Annotated in this window: 28 protein-coding genes and 1 tRNA gene; 14 read left to right on the top strand and 15 right to left on the bottom strand. The window is 57.9% G+C overall.

Going from position 1 to position 26,275, the window contains the following annotated elements:
* Positions 1-23 precede the first annotated feature (23 nt).
* Positions 24-482 carry an Rrf2 family transcriptional regulator gene (locus tag MRBLRC7O_RS13550; RefSeq protein WP_003507420.1) on the top strand — a complete coding sequence of 153 codons (459 nt, stop codon included), beginning with the start codon at positions 24-26 and terminating at the stop codon, positions 480-482.
* Positions 483-558: 76 nt separating this feature from the next.
* Here the strand turns inward: MRBLRC7O_RS13550 and MRBLRC7O_RS13545 are convergent, their stop codons facing one another.
* Positions 559-876 carry a hypothetical protein gene (locus MRBLRC7O_RS13545; protein WP_003507415.1) on the bottom strand — a complete coding sequence of 106 codons (318 nt, stop codon included), beginning with the start codon at positions 874-876 and terminating at the stop codon, positions 559-561.
* Positions 877-948: 72 nt separating this feature from the next.
* Positions 949-2,361, bottom strand: a complete 1,413-nt coding sequence (locus MRBLRC7O_RS13540) for an aminotransferase-like domain-containing protein (RefSeq protein ID WP_003507414.1) — start codon at positions 2,359-2,361, stop codon at positions 949-951.
* 116 nt (positions 2,362-2,477) lie between these two features.
* Here MRBLRC7O_RS13540 and MRBLRC7O_RS13535 point away from each other — a divergent pair, with 116 nt between their 5' ends.
* Positions 2,478-3,353 carry a DMT family transporter gene (locus MRBLRC7O_RS13535; protein ID WP_003507413.1) on the top strand — a complete coding sequence of 292 codons (876 nt, stop codon included), beginning with the start codon at positions 2,478-2,480 and terminating at the stop codon, positions 3,351-3,353.
* A 3-nt stretch (positions 3,354-3,356) separates the two neighbouring features.
* Here MRBLRC7O_RS13535 and MRBLRC7O_RS13530 read toward each other — a convergent pair whose 3' ends face one another.
* From MRBLRC7O_RS13530 to MRBLRC7O_RS13515, 4 genes are all read right to left on the bottom strand, one after another.
* Positions 3,357-4,469: a glycoside hydrolase family 25 protein gene (locus MRBLRC7O_RS13530; RefSeq protein WP_020812473.1), complete on the bottom strand. Its 1,113-nt coding sequence runs from the start codon at positions 4,467-4,469 to the stop codon at positions 3,357-3,359.
* A 178-nt stretch (positions 4,470-4,647) separates the two neighbouring features.
* Positions 4,648-4,836, bottom strand: coding sequence for a YegP family protein (locus MRBLRC7O_RS13525; RefSeq protein WP_003507411.1), 189 nt, complete (start codon positions 4,834-4,836; stop codon positions 4,648-4,650).
* A gap of 58 nt (positions 4,837-4,894) precedes the next feature.
* Complete coding sequence (locus MRBLRC7O_RS13520; protein WP_020812472.1) at positions 4,895-5,620, bottom strand: type 1 glutamine amidotransferase; 726 nt, start codon at positions 5,618-5,620, stop codon at positions 4,895-4,897.
* Between the two features lie 137 nt (positions 5,621-5,757).
* Positions 5,758-6,207, bottom strand: coding sequence for a DoxX family protein (locus tag MRBLRC7O_RS13515; RefSeq protein ID WP_003524478.1), 450 nt, complete (start codon positions 6,205-6,207; stop codon positions 5,758-5,760).
* 145 nt (positions 6,208-6,352) lie between these two features.
* On the opposite strand from MRBLRC7O_RS13515, the gene MRBLRC7O_RS13510 reads away from it, so the two are divergent.
* Positions 6,353-6,658, top strand: coding sequence for an Rdx family protein (locus MRBLRC7O_RS13510; protein ID WP_003507408.1), 306 nt, complete (start codon positions 6,353-6,355; stop codon positions 6,656-6,658).
* 119 nt (positions 6,659-6,777) lie between these two features.
* Positions 6,778-6,864 (top strand) — tRNA-Leu (locus tag MRBLRC7O_RS13505).
* A gap of 201 nt (positions 6,865-7,065) precedes the next feature.
* Here MRBLRC7O_RS13505 and MRBLRC7O_RS13500 read toward each other — a convergent pair.
* Complete coding sequence (locus MRBLRC7O_RS13500; protein WP_020812471.1) at positions 7,066-7,476, bottom strand: pilus assembly protein N-terminal domain-containing protein; 411 nt, start codon at positions 7,474-7,476, stop codon at positions 7,066-7,068.
* A 413-nt stretch (positions 7,477-7,889) separates the two neighbouring features.
* Here MRBLRC7O_RS13500 and MRBLRC7O_RS13495 point away from each other — a divergent pair, with 413 nt between their 5' ends.
* The 9 genes from MRBLRC7O_RS13495 to MRBLRC7O_RS13455 all read left to right on the top strand — a co-directional run bounded on the left by MRBLRC7O_RS13495 (position 7,890) and on the right by MRBLRC7O_RS13455 (position 16,813).
* Complete coding sequence (locus tag MRBLRC7O_RS13495; RefSeq protein ID WP_003507406.1) at positions 7,890-8,075, top strand: Flp family type IVb pilin; 186 nt, start codon at positions 7,890-7,892, stop codon at positions 8,073-8,075.
* 123 nt (positions 8,076-8,198) lie between these two features.
* Positions 8,199-8,711 (top strand): A24 family peptidase, encoded by a 513-nt coding sequence (locus MRBLRC7O_RS13490; RefSeq protein WP_003507405.1) that lies wholly within the window; start codon positions 8,199-8,201, stop codon positions 8,709-8,711.
* 126 nt (positions 8,712-8,837) lie between these two features.
* Complete coding sequence (gene cpaB / locus MRBLRC7O_RS13485) at positions 8,838-9,644, top strand: Flp pilus assembly protein CpaB (RefSeq protein ID WP_003507404.1); 807 nt, start codon at positions 8,838-8,840, stop codon at positions 9,642-9,644.
* Entirely contained in the window at positions 9,641-11,224 is a 1,584-nt protein-coding gene (locus MRBLRC7O_RS13480) for a type II and III secretion system protein family protein (RefSeq protein WP_112540223.1), read from the top strand. Before cpaB ends, MRBLRC7O_RS13480 begins: the two co-directional genes overlap by 4 nt.
* A gap of 56 nt (positions 11,225-11,280) precedes the next feature.
* On the top strand, positions 11,281-11,973 hold the full coding sequence (locus MRBLRC7O_RS13475) for a CpaD family pilus assembly protein (protein WP_031234351.1): 693 nt from the start codon (positions 11,281-11,283) through the stop codon (positions 11,971-11,973).
* A gap of 34 nt (positions 11,974-12,007) precedes the next feature.
* Entirely contained in the window at positions 12,008-13,291 is a 1,284-nt protein-coding gene (locus MRBLRC7O_RS13470) for a CpaE/TadZ family protein (protein ID WP_003507401.1), read from the top strand.
* Between the two features lie 33 nt (positions 13,292-13,324).
* A complete protein-coding gene (locus MRBLRC7O_RS13465) occupies positions 13,325-14,797 on the top strand; it encodes a TadA family conjugal transfer-associated ATPase (protein ID WP_003507399.1) in 1,473 nt (490 codons plus the stop codon).
* Between the two features lie 15 nt (positions 14,798-14,812).
* Complete coding sequence (locus MRBLRC7O_RS13460; protein WP_080865732.1) at positions 14,813-15,817, top strand: type II secretion system F family protein; 1,005 nt, start codon at positions 14,813-14,815, stop codon at positions 15,815-15,817.
* 9 nt (positions 15,818-15,826) lie between these two features.
* The gene (locus MRBLRC7O_RS13455; RefSeq protein WP_080865730.1) at positions 15,827-16,813 is read left to right on the top strand and encodes a type II secretion system F family protein; all 987 of its coding nucleotides are present in this window, start codon (positions 15,827-15,829) and stop codon (positions 16,811-16,813) included.
* Positions 16,814-16,905: 92 nt separating this feature from the next.
* On the opposite strand, the gene MRBLRC7O_RS13450 is transcribed toward MRBLRC7O_RS13455, so the two are convergent.
* A complete protein-coding gene (locus tag MRBLRC7O_RS13450) occupies positions 16,906-17,616 on the bottom strand; it encodes a tetratricopeptide repeat protein (protein WP_161974158.1) in 711 nt (236 codons plus the stop codon).
* Positions 17,617-17,872: 256 nt separating this feature from the next.
* Here MRBLRC7O_RS13450 and MRBLRC7O_RS13445 point away from each other — a divergent pair, with 256 nt between their 5' ends.
* Positions 17,873-19,267, top strand: coding sequence for a leucyl aminopeptidase (locus MRBLRC7O_RS13445; protein ID WP_003507391.1), 1,395 nt, complete (start codon positions 17,873-17,875; stop codon positions 19,265-19,267).
* Between the two features lie 108 nt (positions 19,268-19,375).
* Here the strand turns inward: MRBLRC7O_RS13445 and pncB are convergent, their stop codons facing one another.
* The 7 genes from pncB to MRBLRC7O_RS13410 all read right to left on the bottom strand — a co-directional run bounded on the left by pncB (position 19,376) and on the right by MRBLRC7O_RS13410 (position 26,229).
* Entirely contained in the window at positions 19,376-20,680 is a 1,305-nt protein-coding gene (gene pncB, locus MRBLRC7O_RS13440; protein WP_003507389.1) for a nicotinate phosphoribosyltransferase, read from the bottom strand.
* Positions 20,681-20,890: 210 nt separating this feature from the next.
* Positions 20,891-21,250: a hypothetical protein gene (locus MRBLRC7O_RS13435; RefSeq protein WP_031233701.1), complete on the bottom strand. Its 360-nt coding sequence runs from the start codon at positions 21,248-21,250 to the stop codon at positions 20,891-20,893.
* Between the two features lie 93 nt (positions 21,251-21,343).
* Positions 21,344-22,195 carry a C40 family peptidase gene (locus MRBLRC7O_RS13430; RefSeq protein WP_080865728.1) on the bottom strand — a complete coding sequence of 284 codons (852 nt, stop codon included), beginning with the start codon at positions 22,193-22,195 and terminating at the stop codon, positions 21,344-21,346.
* Positions 22,196-22,213: 18 nt separating this feature from the next.
* The gene (locus MRBLRC7O_RS13425; protein ID WP_003507384.1) at positions 22,214-22,558 is read right to left on the bottom strand and encodes a MarR family transcriptional regulator; all 345 of its coding nucleotides are present in this window, start codon (positions 22,556-22,558) and stop codon (positions 22,214-22,216) included.
* A 362-nt stretch (positions 22,559-22,920) separates the two neighbouring features.
* The gene (locus MRBLRC7O_RS13420) at positions 22,921-24,027 is read right to left on the bottom strand and encodes a DUF475 domain-containing protein (RefSeq protein WP_003507382.1); all 1,107 of its coding nucleotides are present in this window, start codon (positions 24,025-24,027) and stop codon (positions 22,921-22,923) included.
* Between the two features lie 280 nt (positions 24,028-24,307).
* The gene (locus tag MRBLRC7O_RS13415) at positions 24,308-25,234 is read right to left on the bottom strand and encodes a DMT family transporter (protein WP_170318989.1); all 927 of its coding nucleotides are present in this window, start codon (positions 25,232-25,234) and stop codon (positions 24,308-24,310) included.
* Between the two features lie 113 nt (positions 25,235-25,347).
* Positions 25,348-26,229 carry a LysR family transcriptional regulator gene (locus MRBLRC7O_RS13410; protein WP_026363820.1) on the bottom strand — a complete coding sequence of 294 codons (882 nt, stop codon included), beginning with the start codon at positions 26,227-26,229 and terminating at the stop codon, positions 25,348-25,350.
* Positions 26,230-26,275 lie beyond the last annotated feature (46 nt).

Below are 26,275 nucleotides of genomic sequence, written 5' to 3'. Positions count from 1 at the left end.
ATGCAAACAGACGGGTTTGGGCAATGAGACACGACACGCGCCTTTCACGGGTGCTGCATATTCTGATCCATATGGAAAAACATGAGGGCGCCGCGACCTCCGAGAGCATTGCGGCGATGCTTCAGACCAATCCGGTGGTGGTGCGCAGAACCATGGCCGGCTTGCGCGAGCATGGTTATGTATCGTCGGAAAAAGGCCATGGCGGCGGGTGGGTGCTGGCGCGGCCGCTCAGCGAAATCACGCTGCTCGATATTTACCGGGCGCTTGGCGCACCGGAACTGTTCTCGATCGGGCTGGCAGGCGACAATCCGAACTGCGTCATCGAACAGGCCGTCAACACGGCGCTTTTTGACGCCATGAAAGAGGCGGAAAACATTCTGCTGTCCCGTTTCGGAAGCATTGCCCTCTCGCAACTGGCACAGGAGTCCATTAGCCGCTGGTCCCGTCTTTCCAACGACCCTTCCGCGATGGAAAGGCTCTAACGGCGGGTGACGGTCGCCCTTGCAAAGAAAAACCGCCCGCGCGGAGGCAGGCGGTTTTATCCTATCAGTAAGCCTATTACGGCTGGGTCTGCGTGCCGCCGGTAGTCGGGCTTGCCGGTGCGGTATTGTTCGCAGGCGGTGTTGCCGGAGTGGTCGGAGCCATCGGCGCCGGTGCCTGATCCGTTGCTGCAGGCGGCGTGGTGGAGGATGTCGTTGCCGGATCGGTGGTCGGGCCGCTCATCTGCGACCAGGCGAAAACGCCTACCAGAACGACAACGATGATCGCCAACCACGGCACCCAGGACGACGACGTGCGGGCACGCGGTTCATTGCTGATATTCACTTCCGGACGAAGATCGCGGTCCGGACGCGGGTTGTTGGGATCGAATGTCATGGTATTTCCTCCTCTTCATTCTGCGAAGAAAACGACGTTCACGGGATTTTGTTCCGATTCCTTCCAGAACGCCTACAACCGACGAGGTTCGGGCCCTTGCTGAAGTGCCTCCGCCAGCACCGTCATGACCTGCGGATCTGCCATTTGCGACACATTGAAACGCATGAAACCGGAGGCACTTTGCGACGAGCTGAACACATTGCCGGGGGCTAGCACCACCTGCCGCGAAAGCGCCCGGCGCGCAACATCGGCGGCATCGCTCCCATCCGGCAGGCGGCACCACAAAAACATGCCCGCCTGCGGCTCGATCCACGGCACACATCCAATCGACTTCAGACGTGACGCCGCCTCCGGCATTACCGCCGCAAGACGCTGCCTGAGTGCCTCGACATGCTTGCGGTAACTGCCGTCGGTCAAAAGCGAGAGGACCAGCGCCGCCGAAAAATGCGTTCCGCCAAAAGCGGTGGCGATCTTGAGATCGGTCAGGGCTTCCACCCACGCGACAGGTGCTGCAATGAAACCGCACCGTATGGAGGCCGACAGTGTTTTTGAAAAACTGCCTATCTGGACGACACGGTTCAGACCATCGAAGGCCGCCAGCCGGGGCGCAGCCTGGGTTTCGAAATCAGCAAAAATATCATCCTCGATGATGGTTAGCCCCACCTGTTCGGCAAGCATCAGCAGCCGATGGGCGGAAACGGCGGAAAGCCTTGCACCTGTCGGATTATGGATCGCGGAATTGGTGATATAAAGACGGGGCTGATGGTCTTTCAGCGCCTGTTCGAACAGCGCTAAATCCGGTCCGGTTGGCGTATAGGGTACGCCGATGATCTTCACCCGATGCGCCCGCAGGAGGGCGTGGAAATTGAAATAACAGGGGTCATCAACAACAACCGTATCCCCCGGCTGCAGCAGGAAACGGCACAGAAGATCGATCGCCTGCGTGCCGGAGTCGGTGAGCATGATCTGGCTGGCGCCCGCCTGCACCCCGTGTTCGGCCAGCCGGCGCGACAGAAGCTGGCGCAGCGGCAACAGTCCCATCGGGCTGCCATAATCCGTCAGCAGGGCGGCGTCGGCGCGGGCGAGCCCGCGCATGGCCCGCCTCAATGCCTCCTGCGGCATCCACGATACGGGAAGCCAGCCACAACCGGGTTTGGCGAGAACGGAACTTTCATCCAGCGCCTGCCGCGAAACCCACAAGGGATCCACCGCCCTGTCGAGCTGCGGCTCGATATCGGCGAGCGAGAGGGGTGCAAGCGGACCTGAAACGAAAAAACCGGAGCCGGGGCGCGAGCTTATCGTACCCTCCGCCACAAGCCGGTCGTAGGCCTCGACGATGGTGGAGGTGGACACCTGCATGGTCTTCGCCAGAGCCCGCACCGATGGAAGACGCGCGCCCGGCACGAGGCTGCGCGAGGCGATGCGTTGCCGAACGCTTGCCATCACCTTTTCTATGCGCGTGCCAACAGCGACCTGTCCATCCATTATTCTCTCCAACCGTAACGCTCATGAAACCATAACAGTTTGTTGAAATTGTATATGATTGTCGCTGTTCCCGCCAGCCATTCGGGATCAAGAAAGGCAAAACGCAGGAGTTGACGATGGACAAGACGACGAGCGGCTGGCTGAGCGGCCTGACAGGCGTGGTGATATTCAGCGGTTCGCTGCCCGCGACGCGCATCGCGGTAACGGGTTTCGATCCCGTGTTCCTCACCGTCGCCCGCGCCAGCATTGCCGGCCTGCTGGCGCTGGCGCTGCTGTTTCTGTTCAGGCAAAAGCGCCCGGCGCGCCATGACCTGACATCGCTTTTCATCGTCTCGCTTGGTGTCGTGGTGGGTTTCCCGCTATTGACCGCGCTCGCCTTGCGGCATGTCACCTCGGCGCATTCCATCGTTTTCGTGGGACTGCTGCCGCTCGCAACCGCGATCTTTGCGGTGCTGCGCGGCGGAGAACGCCCACGCCCGGTCTTCTGGTTCTTTTCCTGTCTCGGCAGTGCGCTTGTTGCGGGTTTTTCGCTCTCGAATTCTTTTGCCGCCGGGATCGAGGCCTCACTTGCCGGCGATCTTCTGATGCTTGGCGCAATCATCGTCTGCGGACTCGGTTATGCAGAGGGTGCCGCCCTTTCCCGCAAGCTGGGCGGCTGGCAGGTCATTTCCTGGGCGCTGGTTCTTTCCCTGCCGGTGATGCTGCCGCTTGCCATTTTCACCGGGCCGGAAACGCTTGCCGGCATAGACCCGCAGGCCTGGGCTGGCCTTGCCTATGTTTCCCTGTTCAGCATGCTGATTGGCTTTATCTTCTGGTATCGCGGGCTGGCCCTGGGCGGCATCGCCGCCGTGGGGCAGCTGCAATTGCTTCAGCCCTTCTTCGGGCTCGCGCTTGCCGCCACCCTGCTGCATGAGGAAGTGAGCCCGGCCATGATCGGCGTGACGCTGGTTGTGGTGCTGTGTGTTGCGGGCGCGCGAAAATTCGCGCGCTGACCATCAGCTCGAGCGGCGATCCACCCAGCGATGCCATGCGTCTTCGCTGCCATTGAAGACATTGAGATCGATACGGCCATCGACTCCATGCGACAGGCCAGAACCCGAATATTGCCAGAACAGCCACTTGCGACCGGGATAAACCACCGACGGATGCTGGGCGACGGCGCGCAGCCAGAAGGGATAATCCTGGAATTCGCCCTGGAGGTTATCCTTGTAAAAATCGGGCGCCGTATAAATGATCGGCCGCTGGCCGTAGTGACGCTCGAGCTTATCCATGAAGACACGCATCTTTTCCAGCACGCGTTCGCGGGAATGGCGCATCTTGCAGCTGGATTCGCCGTTATATTCCACGTCGATGACAGGCGGCAGCGCGTCCGGATCCCGCGGTACATTGCGAATGAACCAGTCCGCCTGCTCGCTGGCGTTGCGGCACCAGTAGAAGAAGTGGTAGGCGCCACGGCGAATGCCGGCTTCCTTTGCACGCTGCCAGTTGGTACGGAACATCGGATCAAGATGATCGCCGCCATCCGTCGCCTTGATGAAGGCGAAATTGGCGCCGCGCGTGCGCAGCTGCGGCCAGTTTATATTGGCCTGCCAGCGGGATACATCCACCCCGTGGACCTGGAAATGACGGGGCTGGACCCTGCCGAAATTGATGGGCTTGGCATCACTGAAGCTGGAGCGGAAAATGCGCGAACGGATCTGAGCACCGGCGCTTGCCGCCGGGGCCGCCGCCATGGCCAATTGCACCGGACGCTCCATCTGGTTCATCGTGGGGCGCTCCGCCGGCCGCACCATTCCGGCCGCCTGTGGCGGAACCGGCAAACGGATTTCAGGCGCATCCTGCGTTAAGGACGCTTTGGGGGTGACGGCGGAAAAGGCCTTGGGTTCGTCAGGCACCGGCCCGCCCCATGCCAGAACTTGCTGCCGCGGCTGGGCGGCGATGGCCTGGGTGCCGACGCCTGCCTGCGGCACCGGCGCGGATGGCGTGACCGAACTCGTCGTTTCCTTCGAAGGCAAGCCGGCCATCAGGCTTTCCGGCCCGGAACTGGACGTGCAGCCTCCAAGCAGGAGGCAACCGAAGAGAAGTGCTGGCACAGCCGATGAACGCATGAGAACCCGTACGCAAAACAAATCGGGGGCACTCTGATGCCGCCCGGAGACCTCGAAATACAAATGCTAACGGAAGATTATCAAAAAAGACTGAATCTTATCTTTACGTCGGCACCTGTCGATGCGCCCATCATTTCTGGCAGGCGAAACGCTTCGAGTTCTCGCGCGGCGCCGCGGCTCAGGCCGTCATGGCGGTCAGATCGACAGTGTCCGCACCGGGAGAATTTCTCTTTATCGATTCGATCGCGTGAATAGCCGATGCCTTCGCCTGGTATCCTTCCGAGGAGAACATCGTTTCGCCGTTGGAAGCCTTGAAGCGGAAACGATATTCGCCGGCCTTGTCCTGATAGATTTCGAATTTGTACATGATCTCTGCGCCTCCTTGCGCACGATAGTCCGTCCGCTGCAACTTTGTTCGGCCTCGATCACTTTCGCAACGGAAAATCGCCGCTCTGGATGAGGCGTACCCAGGCTCGGGCAATTTCCAGCCCGGCTGCATCGGCCATTTCTGCGCGCAAGCTGCGATGGTCGTGATAATTCTCCAGCCATCCCGGCGACATTCTTTCGACGGAAGTGGGGAACGTCTGACACCAGCCGTCAACCACGGCAGCGGAGGCTTCGAAATGGAATTGTGTGCCATAAACCGCCCGGCCGATGCGAAAGGCCTGGTTTCGCGTCGCGCCATTGGTCGCAAGTCGCGTGGCGTCCGGCGGAAGCGTAAATGTATCGCAATGCCACTGAAAAATGGGGAATGTCTTTTCCAGCCCAGCCAATAGCGGATCGGACACGCCCTCTTCCGTCAGGGACACCTCTTCCCAGCCGAACTCCGGCGGGCCGGAGAGAATGTTCTCTCCGCCATAGGCGCGCGCCAGCAACTGGCTGCCAAGGCAGACGCCCATGACTGCCTTGCCCGCATCGCCAAAGGCTTTCATGAGAAGGGCAAGATCGGGAAGATAGGGATAAAGCGCATCATCGAGCGCGTTCTGTTCGCCGCCCAGAACGACAAGCGCATCATGATCGGCCGCATCCTTGGGGAGAGGCTCACCCGCATAGGCGCGGATGATATGGACTTCCGCCGCCGCTTCTTTCAGCGCGACGCCGAGCTGCCCATGCGGCGTACCCGCCATATTTTCTATGATTGCAACGCGCATAAAACCTCGTGGCGACGACAAAGGATTCAATCGGCAAGAAATGCCGATCGAATCCAGCTTCACCACGAGAAAAATCGATTCTCAAGAGCCGCTACATCATCATTGTGACAATAGCGGATAATCTGACGCGATACGCCCTAGAATTCACGCGCAAGCTTGGCGTCTGCCGAATGCCGGTTGCCGCCGCGAACGGCGAAGAACAGGAAAATCGCCGCCCAAAGGATCGACTTTTCCGCCCCGCCCAGACCTTCCGCCTTTACGATGCCGTGAAAATAAACCGTTACCAGAAGGACGATCATGGCCGCGAAGGATGCCGGCCGCGTGAACAGGCCGATAGCGACCAGAATTCCGCCGAAAAATTCCGTGGCGGCAAGCAGCGGTGACCAGAAGACGCCGGGGTAAAAGCCGAGGCTTTCCACCATGCCGACAGCACCAAAAGGATTGACGATCTTTCCGAACCCATGGGTGACGAGAAGAAGCCCGGCCGTGACGCGCAGAATGGTCTCTACCAGATCATGCGTCGCATTATAAAGCGGTGCGACCGCCGGAACGAAAAGACGCTGACGATTATTCTCGAACTGGGCCATAGGATCTCCACGTTTCAGCCTTCGACAGCTTCTCTGTTCGCAAAGCCGCATGATAAGAACAAGCATGCGCCCGGTAAAAACATGAGTATTATAGTTGACATTATCGTGAACATTATTGTCGCCGGGCGATGAAGGAGACCTGAGGATGACCAAGACCAAACCCCGCATAACCATCCGCTATTGCACGCAGTGCAACTGGCTGCTTCGGGCCGGCTGGATGGCGCAGGAAATCCTGCAGACCTTCGCTTCCGATATCGGCGAAGTCAGCCTCATCCCCTCGACCGGCGGTCTGTTCGAGATCTCCGTGGACGGCACGATCATATGGGAACGCAAACGCGATGGTGGTTTTCCCGGCCCAAAAGAACTCAAACAGAGAATCCGTGACATCATCGACCCGGAGCGTGACCTCGGTCATGTGGACAGAACGAAGCATGAAGGGCTCGACACCTGACCCGGCGACATGTTTCAACAGCCATAACCAAGTTTTTTCCCTTTAAAATCAATGATCGTCATAAAAGTTCAAAAAGTCTGTTGACACCGGGCGGCTGCCCTCGTACATCGCTCTCCGTCGCCCAGATGGCGGAATTGGTAGACGCGCCAGCTTCAGGTGCTGGTACTCGCAAGGGTGTGGAGGTTCGAGTCCTCTTCTGGGCACCATTCCATTTTTGATCTTAGCCAGATCAAGAACTTAGCCGAAAAAACAGCAACATATAGCCGACCGGCAAACGCCGGGAAGCGTGTTGCTTTTTTCGCTTTTAGCTACTCCCAGAAAAGCTGCAGGCACTCAGGGACAAGCGGCCTTCGTCCTCTTCGGAAGACCTCTCTCTACAGCGCAGAACTCTGATGTGACATGCTTCGTTACGGCTGAGCGTCTTTGTCGCCACTATTTTGCGAATGCTGCTCGCAGTTCGGCGTACAGGACAGAACGGTCCGCTCCGTCTGGCGGAAAACTCGCACCGTATTACCCTCGTCGATAGAGACGAGAATGCGTTCATCCACGATTGGATTGCCGTCGGCATCCAGAAGCACGAGATTGGTCGTGCCGAAACTGCGACCCGTCAGAACAATCGTGGTGGCATCGGCAACCGTGGCATCGGCGACCTTGGAGTTGCCGACAATAACCTTGCTGACGGCGCGGTCGAGACGAAGGACACGGGCGTGATTCATCGAAACACGCAATATGTCATCCTCAGCAAAAGCCGGCTGCAGCGAACCTGATAGAAAGACGGACAAGCCGACCACAATTTTCGCCAGTTTTCCGGATGACACGCGTTTGGTCCTTGCTCACTACCCGCACTTATTGCTCCGCAGAATGCGCGGTTTTAGTGAATGAAGCGTTAAATGGCAGAAATCCGCGAGGCGGATGGTAACCATGCGTAATGTATTGATATTGCCGCGTCTCTCCGCCCCGCCTCAAAACTGAACATCTGCACCTCTTCCCAAGGAAACTTGGTCGGAAAAGACAAACTGCCAGCAGTTGAATATATTTGTTTATCGGCAAATGTAAAAATGCAGTCAATACTTTTTTGTTTTATTTACCAAAAGAAACTCATCCTGCCGTTTACTTTGAGTTAATCGTTTTTTTTAAGCGCTTGGAAATCGCTCGGCTGTAGTTTGAACGCAACCGAACAACGGAGAACAGTTGTCGGCGTGCTGAACCAACACAAGTTAGGAGAGACCCTATGACCAAGATTTTCGCTCGTTTCCTCAAGGATGAATCCGGTGCTACTGCAATCGAATACGGCCTGATCGCTGCTCTGCTTTCAGTGGCAATCGTAGGCGGTGCAAGCATGGTCGGTACGCAGCTCGACGCACTCTTTGACGGCATCGGTACGACGATGCAGACGGCCCGAAACACGACGTTCTAATAGTTTTCGACCGCTGAATTGGGAATGCCGCTCAACCGTGAGCGGCATTTTCGTATTATACTGAATACCCGGATTCGTCTTCAATCCGCCTGGAATTGGCCGAGTAAAAAGGGAGTCTCCCTCGTGGTTATAGCCGCCATTTTTCTGACGCTTCCGCTCTGCCTTGCCTTCGCGGCATTCACAGACCTCTTGAGCATGACGATACCCAACCGGATATCGCTCATTTTGCTGCTGTCATTCATTTTGATCGCGCCTTTTTCCGGTATGGACTGGCAGACTTTTGCAATGAGCCTTGCAGCTGCCGCCGCCGTGTTTTTTGCCTGCTTCGCACTCTTTGCAGCCAATGTTATGGGTGGAGGAGATGCCAAGCTATTGACTGCCGCAGCAGTATGGTATGGCTTCAACCTGTCCCTCATAGAATTTTTACTTTCGGTGACCTTCGTTGGCGGCCTGTTGACTCTCGGCATTCTGCTCTTGCGGTCGCGCTCGCAGGAAATCATGGCCAGCGGCATTCCCCTCCCCGATTCCTTGCTCGCAGCAAAAAAAATTCCCTACGGGATCGGCATCGCCATCGCCGGTTTTTTGACCTATGGCAACGCACCGATCGTAGAAGCTGCCATCGCCAGTCTTTCCTGAGCGAATACTGTAATTGCCGAAATTAAAGGCCTGTTAACCACAAATCCACGCATAATATTAACCATAATTATACCAATAGCGCGTCATCCTGAGGGGAGAAGAATCTGATTCCTTCAAGGATCGAGCATGAAACCGTCGCGTATCGTCATTCTATCCGTTGCTTTGGTAGCCGCCGGTCTTGCCGGTCTTGTCGCCATGAAAATTTCCGGCACAAAGCAGGTTATCGAAAAAGCAGAAACGATCATCCAGAAAGAACCGACGGTCAACGTTCTCGTTTCCTCGGTCAACCTGCCGGTCGGCAGTCGCCTGAATGATAGTTCAGTGCGCTGGACTCCCTGGCCACAGGGCAACGTCGTCGATAGTTTCATAACGGAAACGAAAAGCCCGAACGCAATCATCGAACTTTCCGGTGCCGTCGTACGGCTCCCGTTATTCGAGGGCGAGCCGATCCGACCGGAAAAAGTCGTCGATTCCAGCGCTCGCATCATGTCCTCGCTTTTACCCGCCGGCAAACGCGCTGTTTCGACAGAGATTTCGGTTTCAACCGGGGCAGGCGGTTTCGTGCTGCCGAATGACCGTGTTGACGTGATCATGGTCCGCAAAGGCGACAACGGTAACTTTTTGACCGAGAATGTTTTGAATAACGTTCGTGTTCTGGCCATCGACCAGCAGATCAAGGAAGGCGAAGACGGTACGTCGGCAGTGGTTGGCGCAACCGCGACACTGGAACTGACGCCGGACCAAGCCAAGATTATGACCGTGGCGCAACAGATGGCGGATCGTCTCACGCTGGCTCTGCGCTCGGTTGCCGACGCGCAGGAAAACGACACGCTTTCGGCTGATTATCTTCTCAATGGCGGCGCCGGGCAGCCCGAAATTCAGGTGATCAAATCCGGCTCGATCGTCAAGGGCGGTCAAGGAGCATCACAATGATCAAGGGGTTCATGGCAAGGCGTTTCAAACAACACCTGCGTTCGTCGATGCTCGGCGGGCTTGCGTTCTGCGTGGCTTTTTCCGGCATTCCCGGCCAGCGTTCATCCGAATTTTTGGGTATCGGCGAAGCCGAGGCGCAAAGCGCGAGCATTGTGCGCATTACTGAGAGCGGATCAGGCATTCGCAAGCGCCTGAAGCTTGGTCTCAACAAGGCGCTGGTCATCGACCTGCCCGAGGACGCGCACGACATTCTTGTCGCCGATCCCAGCCTTGCCGATGCGGTAACGCGCACGTCCAGACGGATCTATCTCTTCGGAAAAACGGTAGGACAGACAAATATCTTTATTTTCGGCGATGGTGGGCGTGAAATCGTCAGCCTCGATCTGGAAGTAGAGCGGGATATCGTTGGTCTTGAAGCCAATATTCGTCGCTTCATTCCTGAATCCGACATCAAAGTCGAGATCGTCTCCGACAACATCGTTCTCACCGGATCTGTGCGCACGCCGCAGGATTCCGCGCGCGCAGTGCAGCTTGCCGAAGCCTTTTTGAAAGGTGGTGAAGCCACCACCCGCAATATCTCGCTGACGGGCGGCGACAACGGGGGTGACGCCGCGATTTTTGCCGAAAACCGCCAAGTATCGCAGATCGTCAACATGCTGACGATCGAGGGCGAGGATCAGGTGACACTGAAGGTGACCGTCGCCGAAGTCAGCAGGCAGGTGCTGAAGCAGCTGGGCTTCAACGGTTCCATCAGCAGTTCGACAAGCAACAACGGTTTCGAGTTCTCAAATCCTTCCAATCTCGGAAACGCAATCGACGGCGCGACGCGCATAGCCAGCGGAGCTATAGGCTCCGGCTCACTGAGATTTGCCTCTTACCTCAACGCCATGGAACAGGCAGGGGTGATGCGGACATTGGCGGAACCGAGCCTGACGGCGATCTCCGGCGAGCAGGCTAAATTTTATGTCGGCGGAGATTTTCGAATTGCTGCCGAACAGGATGTTTCGCTCGACAAGGAAACAGGCGTCGCGACCGTCAAACGCGAAACGGAAACAGTCGACTACGGTATCACGTTGAACTTCAGGCCAGTGGTGCTTTCACCCGGCAGGATAAGTCTCAAGATCGAGACGAATGTGTCCGAGCCGACCTATGAAGGCAATGTCGTAACCGGAAATTACGGTCGGGGCATTTCGGGCTCAACCTACATGTCTGTCCGCAAGCGGGAAACATCCACAACGGTCGAGCTTCCTTCTGGTGGCTCGATCGTGATCGCAGGGCTCGTTCAGGACAATATCCGTCAGGCCATGTCCGGGCTTCCGGGTATGTCAAAAATCCCGATTTTCGGCACGCTTTTCCGCAGTAAGGACTTCCTGCGCAACGAAACGGAGCTGGTCATCATCGCAACGCCTTATCTGGTTCGGCCCGTGGCCCGCAACCAGATCGCCCGGCCGGATGACAACTTCAACCCGGAAAACGATGCCGCCATGTATTTCATGAACCGCGTCAACAAGGTCTATGGCCGCAAGGACCAGGTTCAGGCGGCGCCCTATCAGGGGTCAGTGGGGTTCATCTACAAATGACGACACGCACACAAAATCCCCTCTTCACAGTAAGCCCGGTCAGGGCAGGAAACGTCATGAAGGAAACCTATTCCTCCTTTTTCCCCTGCCAGTCCGGAAGAAGGACCGGCCTCGTCGTCATTGCCGCGCTTGCCGCCGGCCTGTTACAGGGTTGCGCACGCGATCCGATGACCACCAACGCCATTCCCGACGATTATCGCACACGCCACCCGATCACCCTATCGGAGGCGGAGCATTCGCTGGACATTCCGGTCTCGGCCAGCGACAGCCGGCTGACCACGGCGATGACGGATAACGTCCGCGGCTTTGCTCAGAATTATGCGTCGATGTCGACTGGTATCGTTAATATTCAGACCCCGTCGGGATCGGCCAATTCAGCGGCCGCATCACGTATGGCGAAACAGATTCGCTCGACGCTTTCCGGTGCGGGTGTGGCACCGGGCAAGATCATGGAAACGCGCTATGCCGCTTCCCCGAATGGCGACGCCGCCCCTATCCGCCTGAGCTATGTCGCCGTTACGGCCATGACCGGCCAGTGCGGTCAATGGCCAGAGGACCTGTCAGACAATACCTTCGCAAACAAGAACTGGTACAATTTCGGGTGCGCTTCCCAAAGTAATCTCGCGGCGCAGATCGCCAATCCAATGGATCTGGTCGGTCCGCGCGGTATGAGCGCAATCGATGCGGAACGTCGCGCGGTAGTCATCGACAACTATCGACAAGGCAAGACAACGGCGACGCCGAATTGATGCGGCTCCAACAATTGTTACGGCAGGAAAGACCATGAGCGCTGTAGAATACGATATCAAGCCAAGTGGCGGCGGCGAAGCCGAGCCGCCATTGCGCGCTGCCGATATGGACCACCTCCGGCCCCTGCCCCGCATTTCCGTTCACGCTTTCTGCGTCAGCGACAATATGCAGGCCGTCATGGATGCACTGTCCAGCGACCGGCGCATGAGCAAGGTTACCCTGCGGGTGACGAAGGGCGATATCAATGCGGCCGCCACGATGTTTTCCGCGTCGCCCACGCCCAATCTCATCATTCTTGAAACGGCAAGCTCAACCGCCTCGTTGCTGAACGATCTCGCGCCCCTGGCGGAGGTTTGCGATCCCTCCACGCGTGTCATCATCGTCGGCCGACACAACGACATAACACTTTATCGCGATCTCATCCGCAACGGCATTTCCGAATATCTCGTCGCGCCGATCAATATGGCCGATCTCCTGGCTTCGATCGCCGCGATCTTCGTCGATCCCGAAGCGGAGCCGCTGGGCCGCAACATCGCTTTCATTGGCGCCAAGGGCGGCGTGGGTTCGTCGACCATTGCGCATAATTGCGCTTTCGGTATTTCGAGCCTCTTCTCCACCGAAACCATTCTGGCGGATATGGATCTTGCCTATGGCACTGCCAATATCGATTTCGATCAGGATCCGGCCCAGGGCATGGCTGAAGCGGTCTTCTCGCCGGAGCGGCTGGACGAGGTGTTTCTCGACCGCCTGCTAACCAAATGTTCCGATCATCTGTCGCTGCTCGCGGCACCGTCGCTTCTCGACAGGACCTATGATCTCGATCGTCAGGCATTTCTGCCGATCCTCGAGGTTTTGCAGCGCAGTGCGCCCGTTGCGGTTCTCGATCTTCCACACCAATGGTGCGACTGGACCCGGGCAGTCCTTGCGGAAGCCGACGAGGTGATCATTACGGCGGTTCCCGATCTCGCAAATCTGCGCAATACGAAGAATCTCTTCGACGCGCTGATCAAACTGAGACCCAACGACAAATTGCCGCATCTCGTTCTCAATCAGGTCGGCATGCCCAAACGTCCGGAAATCGCGCCGGCGGACTTCCTCGAGCCGCTGGAAATCGAGCCGATCGCGATCATTCCATTCGACGCGCAATTGTTCGGAAATGCCGCCAATAGCGGACGCATGATCAGCGAGATGGATGAAAAATCCCAGACGGCGGAAACCTTCTCGCAGATCGCCCACACCATCACAGGCCGCTCCGTGCTGCGCAAAAGCAGACGCGGCGGCCTGGAAAAACTGAAGAATATTCTCAAGCGCAAGTAGGTCTTCCGCCTGCGCCCTTAGACGGAAACGCCGATGTTCGGAAAACGCGGGCCTGAAGGCCCAGCCAGAAGCACGAAGCCGGAACCTGTTGCACCTGTGCCCATGCAGGTGGCGACGGTGTCTGAGCCTCGCTCTCTTGCAATTGACACTCTTGAGCCCGGCCAATCACCCATCACTCGTCAGGCTGCGGCGAGCCCACCGCCAGCGCAGAGAAAACGCACCCGCACGGAAGACTACTATAATACCAAGAGCCAGGTATTTTCCGCCCTTATCGATACGATCGATCTCTCGCAGCTCGCCAAGCTCGACGCGGAAAGCGCGCGCGAGGAAATTCGTGATATCGTCAACGATATCATCACGATCAAGAACTTCGCCATGTCGATTGCCGAGCAGGAAGAATTGCTCGAAGACATCTGCAATGACGTTCTGGGCTACGGGCCGCTGGAGCCGCTTCTCGCACGCGACGACATCGCCGATATCATGGTCAACGGCTCTGGCCAGACCTTCATTGAAGTCGGCGGCAAGACGATCGAGTCCGATATCCGCTTTCGGGACAATGCACAGTTGCTCTCCATCTGCCAGCGCATCGTCAGCCAGGTCGGCCGCCGCGTGGATGAGTCGAGCCCGATATGCGACGCGCGCCTGCCGGACGGATCGCGCGTCAACGTCATCGCACCACCGCTTGCCATCGATGGCCCGGCGCTGACGATCCGAAAATTCAAGAGGGACAAGCTGACGCTCGACCAGCTCGTGCGCTTCGGAGCGATCACGCCCGAAGGCGCGACATTGCTCAAGATCATCGGTCGCGTCCGCTGCAACGTCGTCATCTCGGGCGGCACCGGCTCAGGCAAGACAACACTTCTTAACTGCCTGACGAGCTTCATCGACAAGGATGAACGTGTCATCACCTGCGAAGACACCGCTGAACTGCAGCTGCAGCAACCGCATGTGGTGAGGCTCGAAACGCGTCCGCCGAATATCGAAGGGGAAGGTGAGATCACCATGCGCGATCTCGTCAAGAACTGCCTTCGCATGCGACCTGAGCGCATCATCGTCGGTGAAGTGCGCGGGCCGGAAGTTTTTGACCTGCTCCAGGCCATGAACACCGGCCATGACGGTTCGATGGGAACGCTGCATGCCAATACGCCGCGCGAATGCCTCAGCCGTATCGAATCGATGATCGCCATGGGCGGCTTCACCCTGCCGGCCAAGACCGTGCGCGAAATCATCTCAGGCTCAATCGATGTCGTCATTCAGGCCGCGCGTCTTCGCGACGGCTCGCGCCGGATAACGCAGATCACGGAAGTGATCGGCATGGAAGGCGACGTCATCGTTACCCAGGATCTGATGCGGTACGAGATCGAAGGCGAGGATGCCCAGGGTAAGCTGATCGGCAGACACGTATCAACCGGTATCAGCAAGCCGCATTTCTGGGATCGTGCACGCTATTACGGCGAAGAGAAACGCCTGGCGACCGCGCTCGATGAGATGGAAAAGACATCCTAAGGGAAAGTGACTGCCATGGACCCGACAATAATATTACTGGCCGTACTCGTCGCCATCTCGGCAGGAGCGCTCGCCTATGCCTTTCTTTTCCAGCAGATAGAGGTCGAAAAAAAGACCAACAACCGCTTCAAGCGAGTGCAGGCCGCCGAGACGGATCATACAAACATCAAAGCTGCACGAGACCGGGTCCAGGAACTTAGCAAACGCCGCAAATCCATGCAGGACAACCTGCGGGAAATGGAAAAGAAACAGAATGAAAAGGCGAAAAAAGCGAAGAATATCGGCCTGCGCGACAAACTAGTTCAGGCGGGGCTGGTGCTTTCCGCTCGGCAATTCCATCTGTTGAGCGCCGGCGCGGCTGTTTTCTTCGCTCTCATGGCCCTTCTTTACGGCCTGTCGTTGCTTCTCGCTCTGCTCATAGGAATTGTCGTGGCGCTGGGGGTACCACGGTGGGCGTTGGCGTTTATTCTCAAGCGCAGGCAGAAAAAATTTCTTGAAGAGTTTCCAAATGCGCTTGATGTCATGTGCAGGTCGATCAAATCCGGCTTACCGCTGAACGACGCGGTACGACTGATCGCATCGGACGGCCAGGAACCGGTGAAAACGGAGTTTCAGCGCGTCGTCGATGCGCAACAGGTCGGCATCGGGATCCCCCAGGGGATCGAGCGTATGATGCAGACCATGCCGCTTTTTGAGGTAAGCTTTTTCGGCACAGTCATCAATATTCAAGCACAAGCCGGCGGCAACCTCTCGGAAGCGCTGTCCAATCTCTCAAAGGTCTTGCGTGACCGCAAGAAGATGCGCGCGAAGGTAAATGCCCTTTCGATGGAGGCAAAGGCTTCCGCAGTTATCATCGGCTCGCTGCCCTTCGTCGTCATGCTGCTGGTGCATTTTACATCGCCCGACTATCTGTCGGTACTTTTCACCGACTTGCGCGGCCACATTATTCTCGGAGCATCCGCGATCTGGATGCTGATCGGAATATTCATCATGCGCCAAATGATCAATTTCGATATCTAGGGGCGTGGTATGACAGGAAATCTTCTTTCTCGCCTGACTGACCCACAAACGATCATCGCCATTCTTGTGACGCTCGCTGTTTTTGCGACCTTCTATACCCTCATCATGCCGGTTTTTGAGCGGAAAGATTTCGCCAAGCGCATGAAAGCGGTATCATCGGAACGCGACCTCATCCGTAGCCGCGAGCGCGACCGCATGGCGACCGTCACCAGAGACGGCAAAACCTCCCTGCGAGGCAACAATAACAAATCCGCCCGCCGCATCGTCGAGAAATTCAACCTGCAAGAAGCGCTGGCCGATAAGAACACAATGAACAGGCTCCGGGCAGCCGGACTTCGTTCACAAAACGCGTTCAACACGTTCCTTGCCGCACGGTTTGTCTTGCCGTTTATTTTTCTGGCCATCGCCTTCACTTGGATCTTCATTCTCGGAAACCTCGCCGACAAACCGTTTATCATCCGGCTAATGGCTGGGCTTCTTTTCGGTTATATCGGTTTTTACGCTCCCAATATTTACGTATCAAATCGCATGACCAAGCGTCAGGCATCAATCAAGCGGGCCTGGCCGGACGCGCTCGACCTCATGCTGATCTGCATCGAATCCGGGGTATCCATGGAAGCTGCCATGCGCCGCGTGGCGGAAGAGATGGGCGAGCAGTCACCCGAATTGGCGGAAGAAATGATGTTGACGACGGCGGAATTATCTTTCCTTCAGGACAGACGTGTCGCTCTTGAGAATTTCGGCACGCGTACCCAACTCGAAACCGTCAAAAGCGTGGTACAGGCGCTTATTCAGGCGGAGCGATACGGCACGCCGCTCGCCCAGGCGCTCCGCGTTCTCGCACAGGAAGGCCGCGATGAGCGCATGAATGAAGCCGAAAAAAAAGCTGCCGCGCTACCACCGAAACTGACTGTGCCGATGATCGTCTTTTTTCTGCCGGTACTGATCGCAGTCATTCTTGGACCGGCTATTATCCGCGTTCTGGACACATTCTGATAGAAAAATACCGCAAGGCGATTTGGGGCGATATTTGCGCCCCGGAGGCGACTGCTTGTCAGCCAGCCGCTGCACGCGGATGCTCGAACGCATCAACCAGCCGGTTTGCCGTCTTTTTTCGCCAGCTGCTGCCAGGAGTTCTGCTGCGAAAGCATCGCACGCAGATAGGTGAGGTTCGCCTGTGCCTGCTGCGCAGAGAGTTCCTGAACCGCGATGCGTTCGGCCTCGGCAAAGCGGCCCTGAAGACCGACCACGAGCGCGAGGTTCTGGCGGACGCGGCTATCGGCGCCCGGCTGGGCGATGGCCGATTGCAGATATGTTTCGGCAGTGCGCGGATCGCTCGACAGGACATAGGACATGCCGAGGTTGGACAATACGCTCGGATCGTTCGGCTTCAGGTCAAGCGCCTGCCTGTATCGGGAACGTGCCTCGTTCGAGCGTCCAAGCTGATCGAGCACGGCACCCTCGGCGGAATATAGCCGCCAATCCGGCCGGTCCGGCGTCTGTGCCCGCTGAATGGTCGAAAGCGCCTGCTCCAGCTGGCCAGCGGCGGCCTGTGACTTGCCATAGGCGGCAAGGACATCACGGTCCGCCGGATTGGCAATGGCGATCTGCTGCATGACGGCGAGAGCTTGTGTGTTCTTGCCGGTCATCATCAGCACGCTGGCATAATTCATGCCGACCGATTTATCCTTGGGGCTGCGTTCATAGGCTTTGCCGGCGCTCTCTTCCGCCTGGCGAAGCTGCTCCATGTTCATGTTGTCATAGGAGCGGGTGGCGGCGGAAATGGAGCCGGTGGACATACGATCCGGCTTGTTGGTGCTCGCGCACCCTGAAACCGCAAGAACCAATGCGGCAAGACATGCTCCCCGCAGCAACCCTGTCCGGCCTGTCTCGCCCAAAGAAAATGCAGTCATGGCAGCGCCCCCGCCCAAGAATGATCAATCTTGCGCCCGACATACGACAGACTCACACGACGCAACTTTCGCTTAAGCAATAATCTGTTAACCCTAACAGAGCGTTAATCGCACCGATTCTCGACATTTACGGAAGCATACAATGGCGCCCTATCAGTTCATCGAACGCCCGACCCCTTTCAGCTCCAAGGCAGGCAGCACATTGCCGGTTTTCGCCGTCACGCCGGCCCATATCGAACAGGGCGCTATCGACCCAGTCGCGCTGGACTGGGCAAAGAAGGCGGGTTTCAAGGCAGAGGCAGGCGCCATCCTGCTCGTTCCTTCCGCCGATGGTTCGCTGGGCGGCGTGCTTCTCGGTCTCGGCAGCAATCCGTCCGAAATTCCCTTCATCACCGGGAAACTCGCCCGTGAGCTGCCGGAAGGCGAGTGGCACATCGAGACCGCACCGCTGACGGCAAATCGCCTCGCTCTCGGCTTCGGTCTCGGCAGCTATCGCTTCGACAAATACAAGACCACGAAGACCAGCGGGGCAAAGCTTCTCATTCCGCAGGATGCGGAAGACGGCGAGATAAAACGCGTTCTGGCCGGCGTTTTCCTCGCGCGTGACCTCATCAATGTCCCGGCAAACGACATGGGGCCGGACGAGCTTGAGATCGCCTTCCGTGCACTTGCCGCTCATTACAAGGCGAAGGTGAAGGTCACCACCGGCGACGATCTGCTCAAGGAAAACTTCCCACTGATCCATGCCGTCGGCCGGGCCAGCGAAAGCGCGCCGCGGCTTCTGGAGATGAACTGGGGCAAGAAGGGCAATCCTCGCCTCACCCTCGTCGGCAAGGGCGTCTGCTTCGATACAGGCGGCCTCGATATCAAACCCGCCGCTTCCATGGCGCTGATGAAGAAGGATATGGGAGGTGCGGCCAATGTCCTCGGTCTTGCGCTGATGATAATGGATGCGAAGCTGCCGGTCGATCTTCGCGTTCTCGTGCCCGCTGTCGAAAACTCCATCTCCGCCAATGCCTTCCGTCCCGGCGACATCTACCGCAGCCGTAAAGGGCTCACCGTGCAGATCGACAATACCGACGCCGAAGGCCGTCTTGTTCTGGCGGATACACTAGCCTATGCGGACGAAGATGCGCCGGACCTGATGATCGATATGGCGACGCTGACCGGTGCTGCCCGCGTCGCGCTCGGCCCGGATCTGCCGCCCTTCTACACCGATGACGAGGATCTGGCGCATGACATCGCCGAAGCCAGCATCGATACGGACGATCCGCTGTGGCGCATGCCGCTTTATATGGGCTACGACAAGGATATCCGCTCACGCGCGGCCGATATCACCAACGCGCCTTCGGGCGGCATGGGCGGATCAATCACCGCCGCCCTGTTCCTGAAGCGTTTTGTCACCAATACCAGACGCTGGGCGCATTTCGATATTTACGGCTGGTCTCTGAGCGAGAGGCATCATTCATCGATCGGCGGGGAGGCGCAGGGTATCCGCGCACTATTCCATTACATCGCACACCAGTTCGCGAAGTAATCTGCTGATAGGTCAGGCTTCCACGGGCGCTTCCTCAACAGAAGCGCCCGTTCTCAATTCAGAGCTTTTCCGGACGGAAAACCGGGCTCCACTTTTCCTGGAAAAGCTTTAAACCAGAACCTTCTGTTCCTTGTGGTCCTCTTCACCAAAGAACTTCAGGTAACGCTCCACTTCGGCCGGGTCGCCGGTTGCCTTTTGCGGATTGTCCGAGAGCTTCACGGCCGGACGGCCATTGGCGTCGCTGACCTTGCAGACGATGGAGATCGGCTTGAGGCTGGCGATGGTCTTCGGCGCGCAGCCGGCAAAATCATTCGTCAGATTGGTGCCCCAGCCGAAGCTCATGCGCACGCGGCCTTCGAAGTGCCTGTAGGTGTCGATAATGGCGTCGACATCGAGACCGTCGGAGAAGATCAGCATCTTCTTGCGCGGGTCGCGGCCCATCTTCTGCCACCACTCGATAATCTTTTCCCCGCCTTCGATCGGCGGCGCGCTGTCGGGGCGGAAACCCGTCCAGTCTGCCACCCATTCCGGCGCATTGCGCAAGAATGCGGCGGTTCCGAAGGCGTCCGGCAGCACGATCAGCAGGTTGCCGCCGTACAGCCGGTTCCAGTCCTTCAGGACCTGATAGGGTGCTGCGGCCAGCTCCTCATTCGTTTGCGCCAGCGCCGCGACCACCATCGGCAGTTCATGCGCGTTCGTGCCCACGGCTTCGAGATCGGAATCCATGGCGAGCAGAACATTGCTCGTACCGGTAAAAGCAGGCCCGATGCCTTCCTTCAGCGCCTCGACGCACCAGCGCTGCCAAAGGAAGCTGTGGCGGCGGCGGGTGCCGAAATCGGAAATGCGCAAGCCAGGCAGCTCCCGCAGCCGCTCGACCTTCTCCCACATCTTGGCCTTTGCGCGGGCATAAAGCACATCAAGCGTGAAATAACCGAGCGAGCGCATGGCGCTGCGCGAGCGCAGTTCGTTGATGATCGCGAGCGCCGGGATTTCCCAGAGCGTCGTATCCATCCAGCGGCCATGAAAATTCAGCTCATATTGCCCGTCGCGCTTGAAAAGTTCGTATTCCGGCAATTGATAGCTCGAAAGCCAGGAGAGGAATTCCGGCTCGAAAATCTGCGAGCGGCCGTAAAACGTGTTACCCGCAAGCCAGATATTTTCTTTCTTGGAAAGACGCAGGGTGCGCGCATGATCCAGCTGTTCGCGCAACTCCATCTCGTCGATCTCTTCCGCCAGCCGCACTGTCTTCGTGCGGTTGATCAGCGAAAACGTCGCGTCGACTTCCGGATAGAGCTTCCAGATCATCTGCAACATCAAGAGCTTGTAGAAATCCGTATCAATCAGGCTGCGGACGATCGGGTCGAGTTTCCAGGTATGATTATGGACACGGGTGGCTATATCGGTCTTCGTCATACTCGCATTCCCCAATATCGGCCAAAGGTCAGAACAGCCGATGTCACTCCGCACCCCGGCAGGTATCAACCTGTCATGCGGAAAGATTTATCTGAAAAAGCGACAACAAGTCCAGAGCACTGGCCCGGCAAATGCCCGCCGCGACCGCCCGCGCATCGATTTTCCGAAGACCACAATGGGGTTTTCGGTCCGGTGTTCAAACATGCTGCTTCAAAAGGTCGGGTCTACGGGGTTTATGCCGGGATACCAGTCCTTGGAGACGGGATTTCTGCCGCCGAAACTGGAAATGCCGTTTTCGTCGGTGCAGCGATACCCCTGAACAGGAAGCCCACGGCTGCCGAAAACATCCCTGTAGGGACCTCGGGAATATCCGGTCACGCCGAGTGCGCTATGGCAGTTGTAGCGGACCTTTGGCTGCAGCGTGCGCGGATCCTTGACGCCGGGCAGGTTTGCATAGGCATCCGGAGCGGGGGCAAAACCGTTCTGGAAAACAGTCTGTGCCTGCGCCGACGCGCTTAGCAAAGCCGCCGTGAGGATCGCTGCCAATCGTGTCGCCGTTCTTGTCTTCATCGATGCCGGTCCCGTACCATCATTCAACCGATGTAGGCTGTCGGCGACCTCCACACAAAGGGCGTGGCAGGCACAATTTCGTGAAAGCCCTTCTCAGGCCTCGAGCCGGCGGTAAGCAGTTGGCTTTTCATAAAGCCAGCCAATGCGCTCGATGGCCGCATCGAGATTCTCGCGTGCGACATTCATCGTATGGCCATTGGCATGGAGCAGCGTTTCCTCGTTTTCCATAAGGCCGACATGACCCTTCCAGAAGACGAGATCGCCGCGCCGCAATTCATCCCGCTCTATTTCCACGCCGAGCGACTTCACCTGCATGTCGGTATCGCGAAGGACCCGCCGGCCCGTCATGGCCATGGAAAGCTGCACGAGGCCGGAACAATCGATACCAAAACCGGAGCGGCCGCCCCAGAGATAGGGCGTTTCGATAAAGCGCAGCGCCACCGCCACATAATCTTCCTCAAGCGCCGCGTCGACGGCCTGGCAATGGGCAGCGATGATGCCTTCGCCTTTTTCGGTCAGCAGGTAACGGGTGCCGCGCGTCTCCGCTTCGCCGACGATGCGGATCAGGCTACCCATGGACAGCGCTGCGACCGGCGGTTTGCGCAATTCAGCGGCTGGGTAGAGAAAAGTGCGCGGTGCAATCACCCTATGGGTGGCGACAACGACATCGCCGATCGCCGTTTCCGGCACGTAACCGGCATACCCGTCCGCATCCGCCTGCACCCATGCCCAGCCGTTGGCCCTGTCGAAAACACGGATAGTTTCGCCAAACAGCAACTCGGTATCGATGCCGGCGGCAAGATCGGGCGTCGGCCGCAGGCCAGTAACCGGCAACACGATCTGGGCGGCCGTGCCGTTGACAAAACGTTCGGCCTGCACCACGCCCTGCAGTTTTTCATCGGCGAGGTCGGAGCGGAAGACATTCAGGCGGCGGTCGAGCATCATGGGTTTCACATCCAGAGGTTAGATCTTGCGCGCCTGATCAATAATCAGATCGCCGATTTTTTCCAGATAAAGCGCACCGGCCACCGTGCGTTTTATCACAACATTGCGCCTGTCCCGCTCATCCCGAACCCGATCGACCAGCCCGAGCGCGCCGAGACTGTCGAGCGCGCGGGTAATGACCGGCTTGGTGACCCCCAGCATGGCGGCAAGACCCCGGACAGTGTGCGGCGGCGGCACGAGATAAATCTGCAGCAGGATGGCGGTTTGACGCAAGGTCAAATCCGGCTGATCGTCAACGACCTGCGCCGTGGATACACGATGCCAGAGCCCCAAGGCCTCCGTGGGCGACAATTGTGCAGGCAAGCCGTGACCCTTCCAGTCGTTGTCCTACCGTTTTCATTCAACAGAGCGAAAAACTCAAGAACCATCCCGCACAAACAAAACCGCCGCACGGCGCAGATCCTAAAGATCGCGCGGCGCGGCGGCGTTTGTTGACCCGTTTTCGAGCCATAATGTCCCCTCTGGACTTGCAGAATGAGATGCAGGAAGCGTGCCAGTTTTGCTGCGGCGCACAAGTATTCGCAAAAACAGAGACTTAAGGAGTATATTCTGCTTATGGCGAAATTTTCCGCAAAGAATGAATCGCAAGAAAAACAGGCAAAAAAGAATTTAATGCTTAAAAACTGCCTTCCGCCACGACGGCGGAAGGCAAGGACAATCGCGGATCAGATTTCCGCGCCGCGTGCGGCATCGACCGCATCGGCATTCTGCTGCCGGTTATAGCGGATCGACGACCAGAGCGAGATACCGATCAGGCCCGCACCGCCAAGGCCCGTGATGACCTCGGGTATATGCACCATGGTCTGCACGTACATGATGACGGACAGGATAAGGATCGCGTAGAAAGCGCCGTGTTCCAGGTAGCGATATTCGGCCAGTGTTCCCTTCTCGACCAGCATGATGGTCATCGAACGGACGTACATGGCGCCGATGCCGAGACCGATGGCGATGATGAAGAGGTTTTGCGTCAGCGCGAAAGCGCCGATCACGCCATCGAAGGAGAAGCTGGCATCCAGCACTTCGAGATAAAGAAACGCGCCGAAGCCGCCCTTTGCTGCACCTTCCAGCATTTCCTGGCTGCGGTCGAGAATGCCGCCAACGACTTCCACCAGCAGGAAGGTCAAAAGACCCCAGATCGCCGAATGGAAGAAGGTGTTGGCCGCGACCGGACCAAGCGCCGGATCATCGCTTGCGCCGATGATGCGGGAAAAGACCAGCATGACGACAAGCACGAAGGCGATCTCGATGCCCTTGACAGAGGAATAGATCGCCGCCTTTTCTTCGATCCAGCGCACCCAGTGCACGTCCTTTTCATGGTCGAAGAAGAAGTTGAGGCCGACCATCATCAGGAAGGTGCCGCCGAATGCCGCAATCGGCAAATGGGCGTCCTGCATGATTTCCGCGTAACGTTCCGGCTGCGTGGCCGCCATCACGATTGCCGTCCACGGGCCGACATTCGCGGCAACGACGACGATGAGCAGCGGGAAGACGATACGCATGCCGAAAACGGCAATCAGGATACCCCAGGTCAGGAAGCGGTGCTGCCAGACCGGCGTCATATCCTTGAGCTTGTTGGCGTTGACGATGGCGTTGTCGAAGGAGAGCGAAATTTCCAGCACCGCCAGAACGACGCAGATGAAGAAGATCGTCGCCGTGCCGCCTACCGTTCCGGTCATTTCCCAACCGAGATAACCGCCGAGGATCAGACCGACCACGGTGACGATAAAAGCCCATTTGAAGTAGGAAAGCGTTTTTTTCTGGGTGGCGCTCATGTCCGGTCGCCTCCCAAAACGAGGGCGTTTGCGGACCGACGCGGGGCGTCAGGCCGCACGCAGAAAGCACGCGCGCGAAGCACATTCAGGTTTTTCATAGTTTTTAATCCGCCGGCCAATTTTTGCAGGCGGTACCGACATCGCGAGAGCGCCGTAAAACTCTCGCCAGAGGGGCCCGGCACCTTTGTTTCCTCTGCCCTTGCGAGACAAATCATCGCAGGGCCCCTTCTTACTCCCTGAAGATCACGCCCTCGTCAAGTCCCGTGATTGTGACCAAAGATCAAACCTGCTCCGCAGCCAGTCTTTCGGCGGTTTCAAGACGACGCTTGAGCGTATTTTCGCGAAAGAAGATGTAAAGACCCGAAAGAACAATCAGGCCCGCGCCGACGACGATACTCGTCTGCGGCACATCACCGAAGAACAGCCAGCCGAAAATCACCGCCCAGAGCAGCAGCGTATATTGCAGCGGCGCGACGGTGGCGGCATCGGCGAGTTTAAGCGCCCGGTTGACCAGCACATGCGCCGCCATGGCGACGACACCGAGCAGGCCGAGGAAGGCCAGATCGAAACTGGACTGAACCGGCAGCCAGCCCGAAGGCGTGAGGAACACCGCGACAATGCCCGCAAGTGCCGCACCAATGATCTGCCAGAAGGCGAGCACCGTATCGGGCGTATTGCGCAGCTGGCGGCCGGACAACATCATGAAGGCGAAGGCGGCGCTGCCGAAGATGGAAAAGAGCGCGGCGGAGGTGAGGCTTGCCGAGCTGGGTTTGAGCGCGATGAGAACACCGACAAAACCGATGGCGATGGCCGTCCAGCGACGCCAGCCGACCTTTTCTCCGAGCAGAAACGGCGAGAGCGCCGCCACGTAAATCGGAGCCGCGAGCCAATAGGTCATGACGTCGGCCAGCGGAAGAGACGCGACCGCGAAATAGAAACAGAAAAGCTCTGCGGTGGAGAAGAAGACACGCGCCACCTGAAGGCCGGGCCGCTCGATTTTCACGAGGCCGGAAAGGCCGGCTCTCCAGACGATCGGAACAAGGATGACAAGCGCTGCGGCGCTGCGGATGAGGATCACCTGACCCTGACTATAGGTAGAGACGAGCCATTTTCCCATGGCGTCGTTCAACGCGAAAAGCAGCATTCCAAGCAGCATGACGGCCACGCCGAGGCCCGTCGGCGAAAGCTTTCGTATCATAGTCGACATGTCAGTTCCGATCTCCCAATGGTTGCATTGGTCGTCCAACCAGCCGTCCTTTGTCAAGCCCCGAACGGCCGGGTCGGTACAATTAATAGTACTAATATATCGGCATGCAGATATCAGGTGAAGATGCGCCGCTCTTCGGCCACGAGTTCCTGGAGAAAATCGACCACCGTTCGGACCCGGACCAATTGACGGGCGGATTCGTGATAGGCCGTCCAGTAGGATCGGCTGATGGTGAGATGGGGCATGATCCGCAGAAGCTCGGGATATTGCCCGGCAATGTAATTATGCAGGATGCCGATACCCGCACCTGAACGTACTGCCTCGGTCTGACCGGTAGCGCTCGAGATTTCAAAGGCGGCATCCCAGTCACGCATGATCTCGCCGGTAAAATTCAGCGAGGGCGAGAAGATCAGGTCTTCCACATAACCGATCCGCCGGTGGCGCTTCAGCGCTTCAATATCCGCCGGCGTTCCATATTCAGCCAGATAATCCGCCGAGGCGTAGAGACCCAGCGAATAATCGGTGAGCTTTGAAAACATCAGCCTGCCCTGCTCCGGCCTTTCGATGGTGATGGCGATATCGGCCTCACGCTGTGACAGGGAGAAAGAGCGCGGCACCGGAACGAGCTGGATTTTCAGATCGGGATAACGCGCCGTCAGCCGGCCAAGTCGCGGCGCGAGGAAGGAAACACCGAGGCCATCTGGCGCGCCGATGCGCACCGTTCCCGCCACTGCCGTGTCAACGCGGCCGAGATTGGCCTGGGCGTTCAGCATTTCAGTTTCCATGCGCTCCGCCCCGGCAAGCAGACGCTGGCCTTCCTCCGTCAGCTCGCAGCCATTGGTGCTTCGCAGGAAGAGTTGCGTGCCGATCGCCGCTTCAAGTGCTGAAATCCGCCGGCTGAGGGTGGCGTGGTTGACGCCGAGCTTTCTGGCGGCGGAAAGAAACTGCCCGCTTCGCGCCACGCTTAGAAACAAACGCACATCATCCCAGTTCACGGCACTCTCCTTATGTGCATTTTTGCACAATGGATGCTTATTTCAG

This window comes from Agrobacterium radiobacter (assembly GCF_040801995.1).
Taxonomy (GTDB): domain Bacteria; phylum Pseudomonadota; class Alphaproteobacteria; order Rhizobiales; family Rhizobiaceae; genus Agrobacterium; species Agrobacterium radiobacter.
The sequence above is the reverse complement of the archived record's forward strand: the minus strand, read 5'-3'. Positions and strand labels throughout refer to the sequence as shown.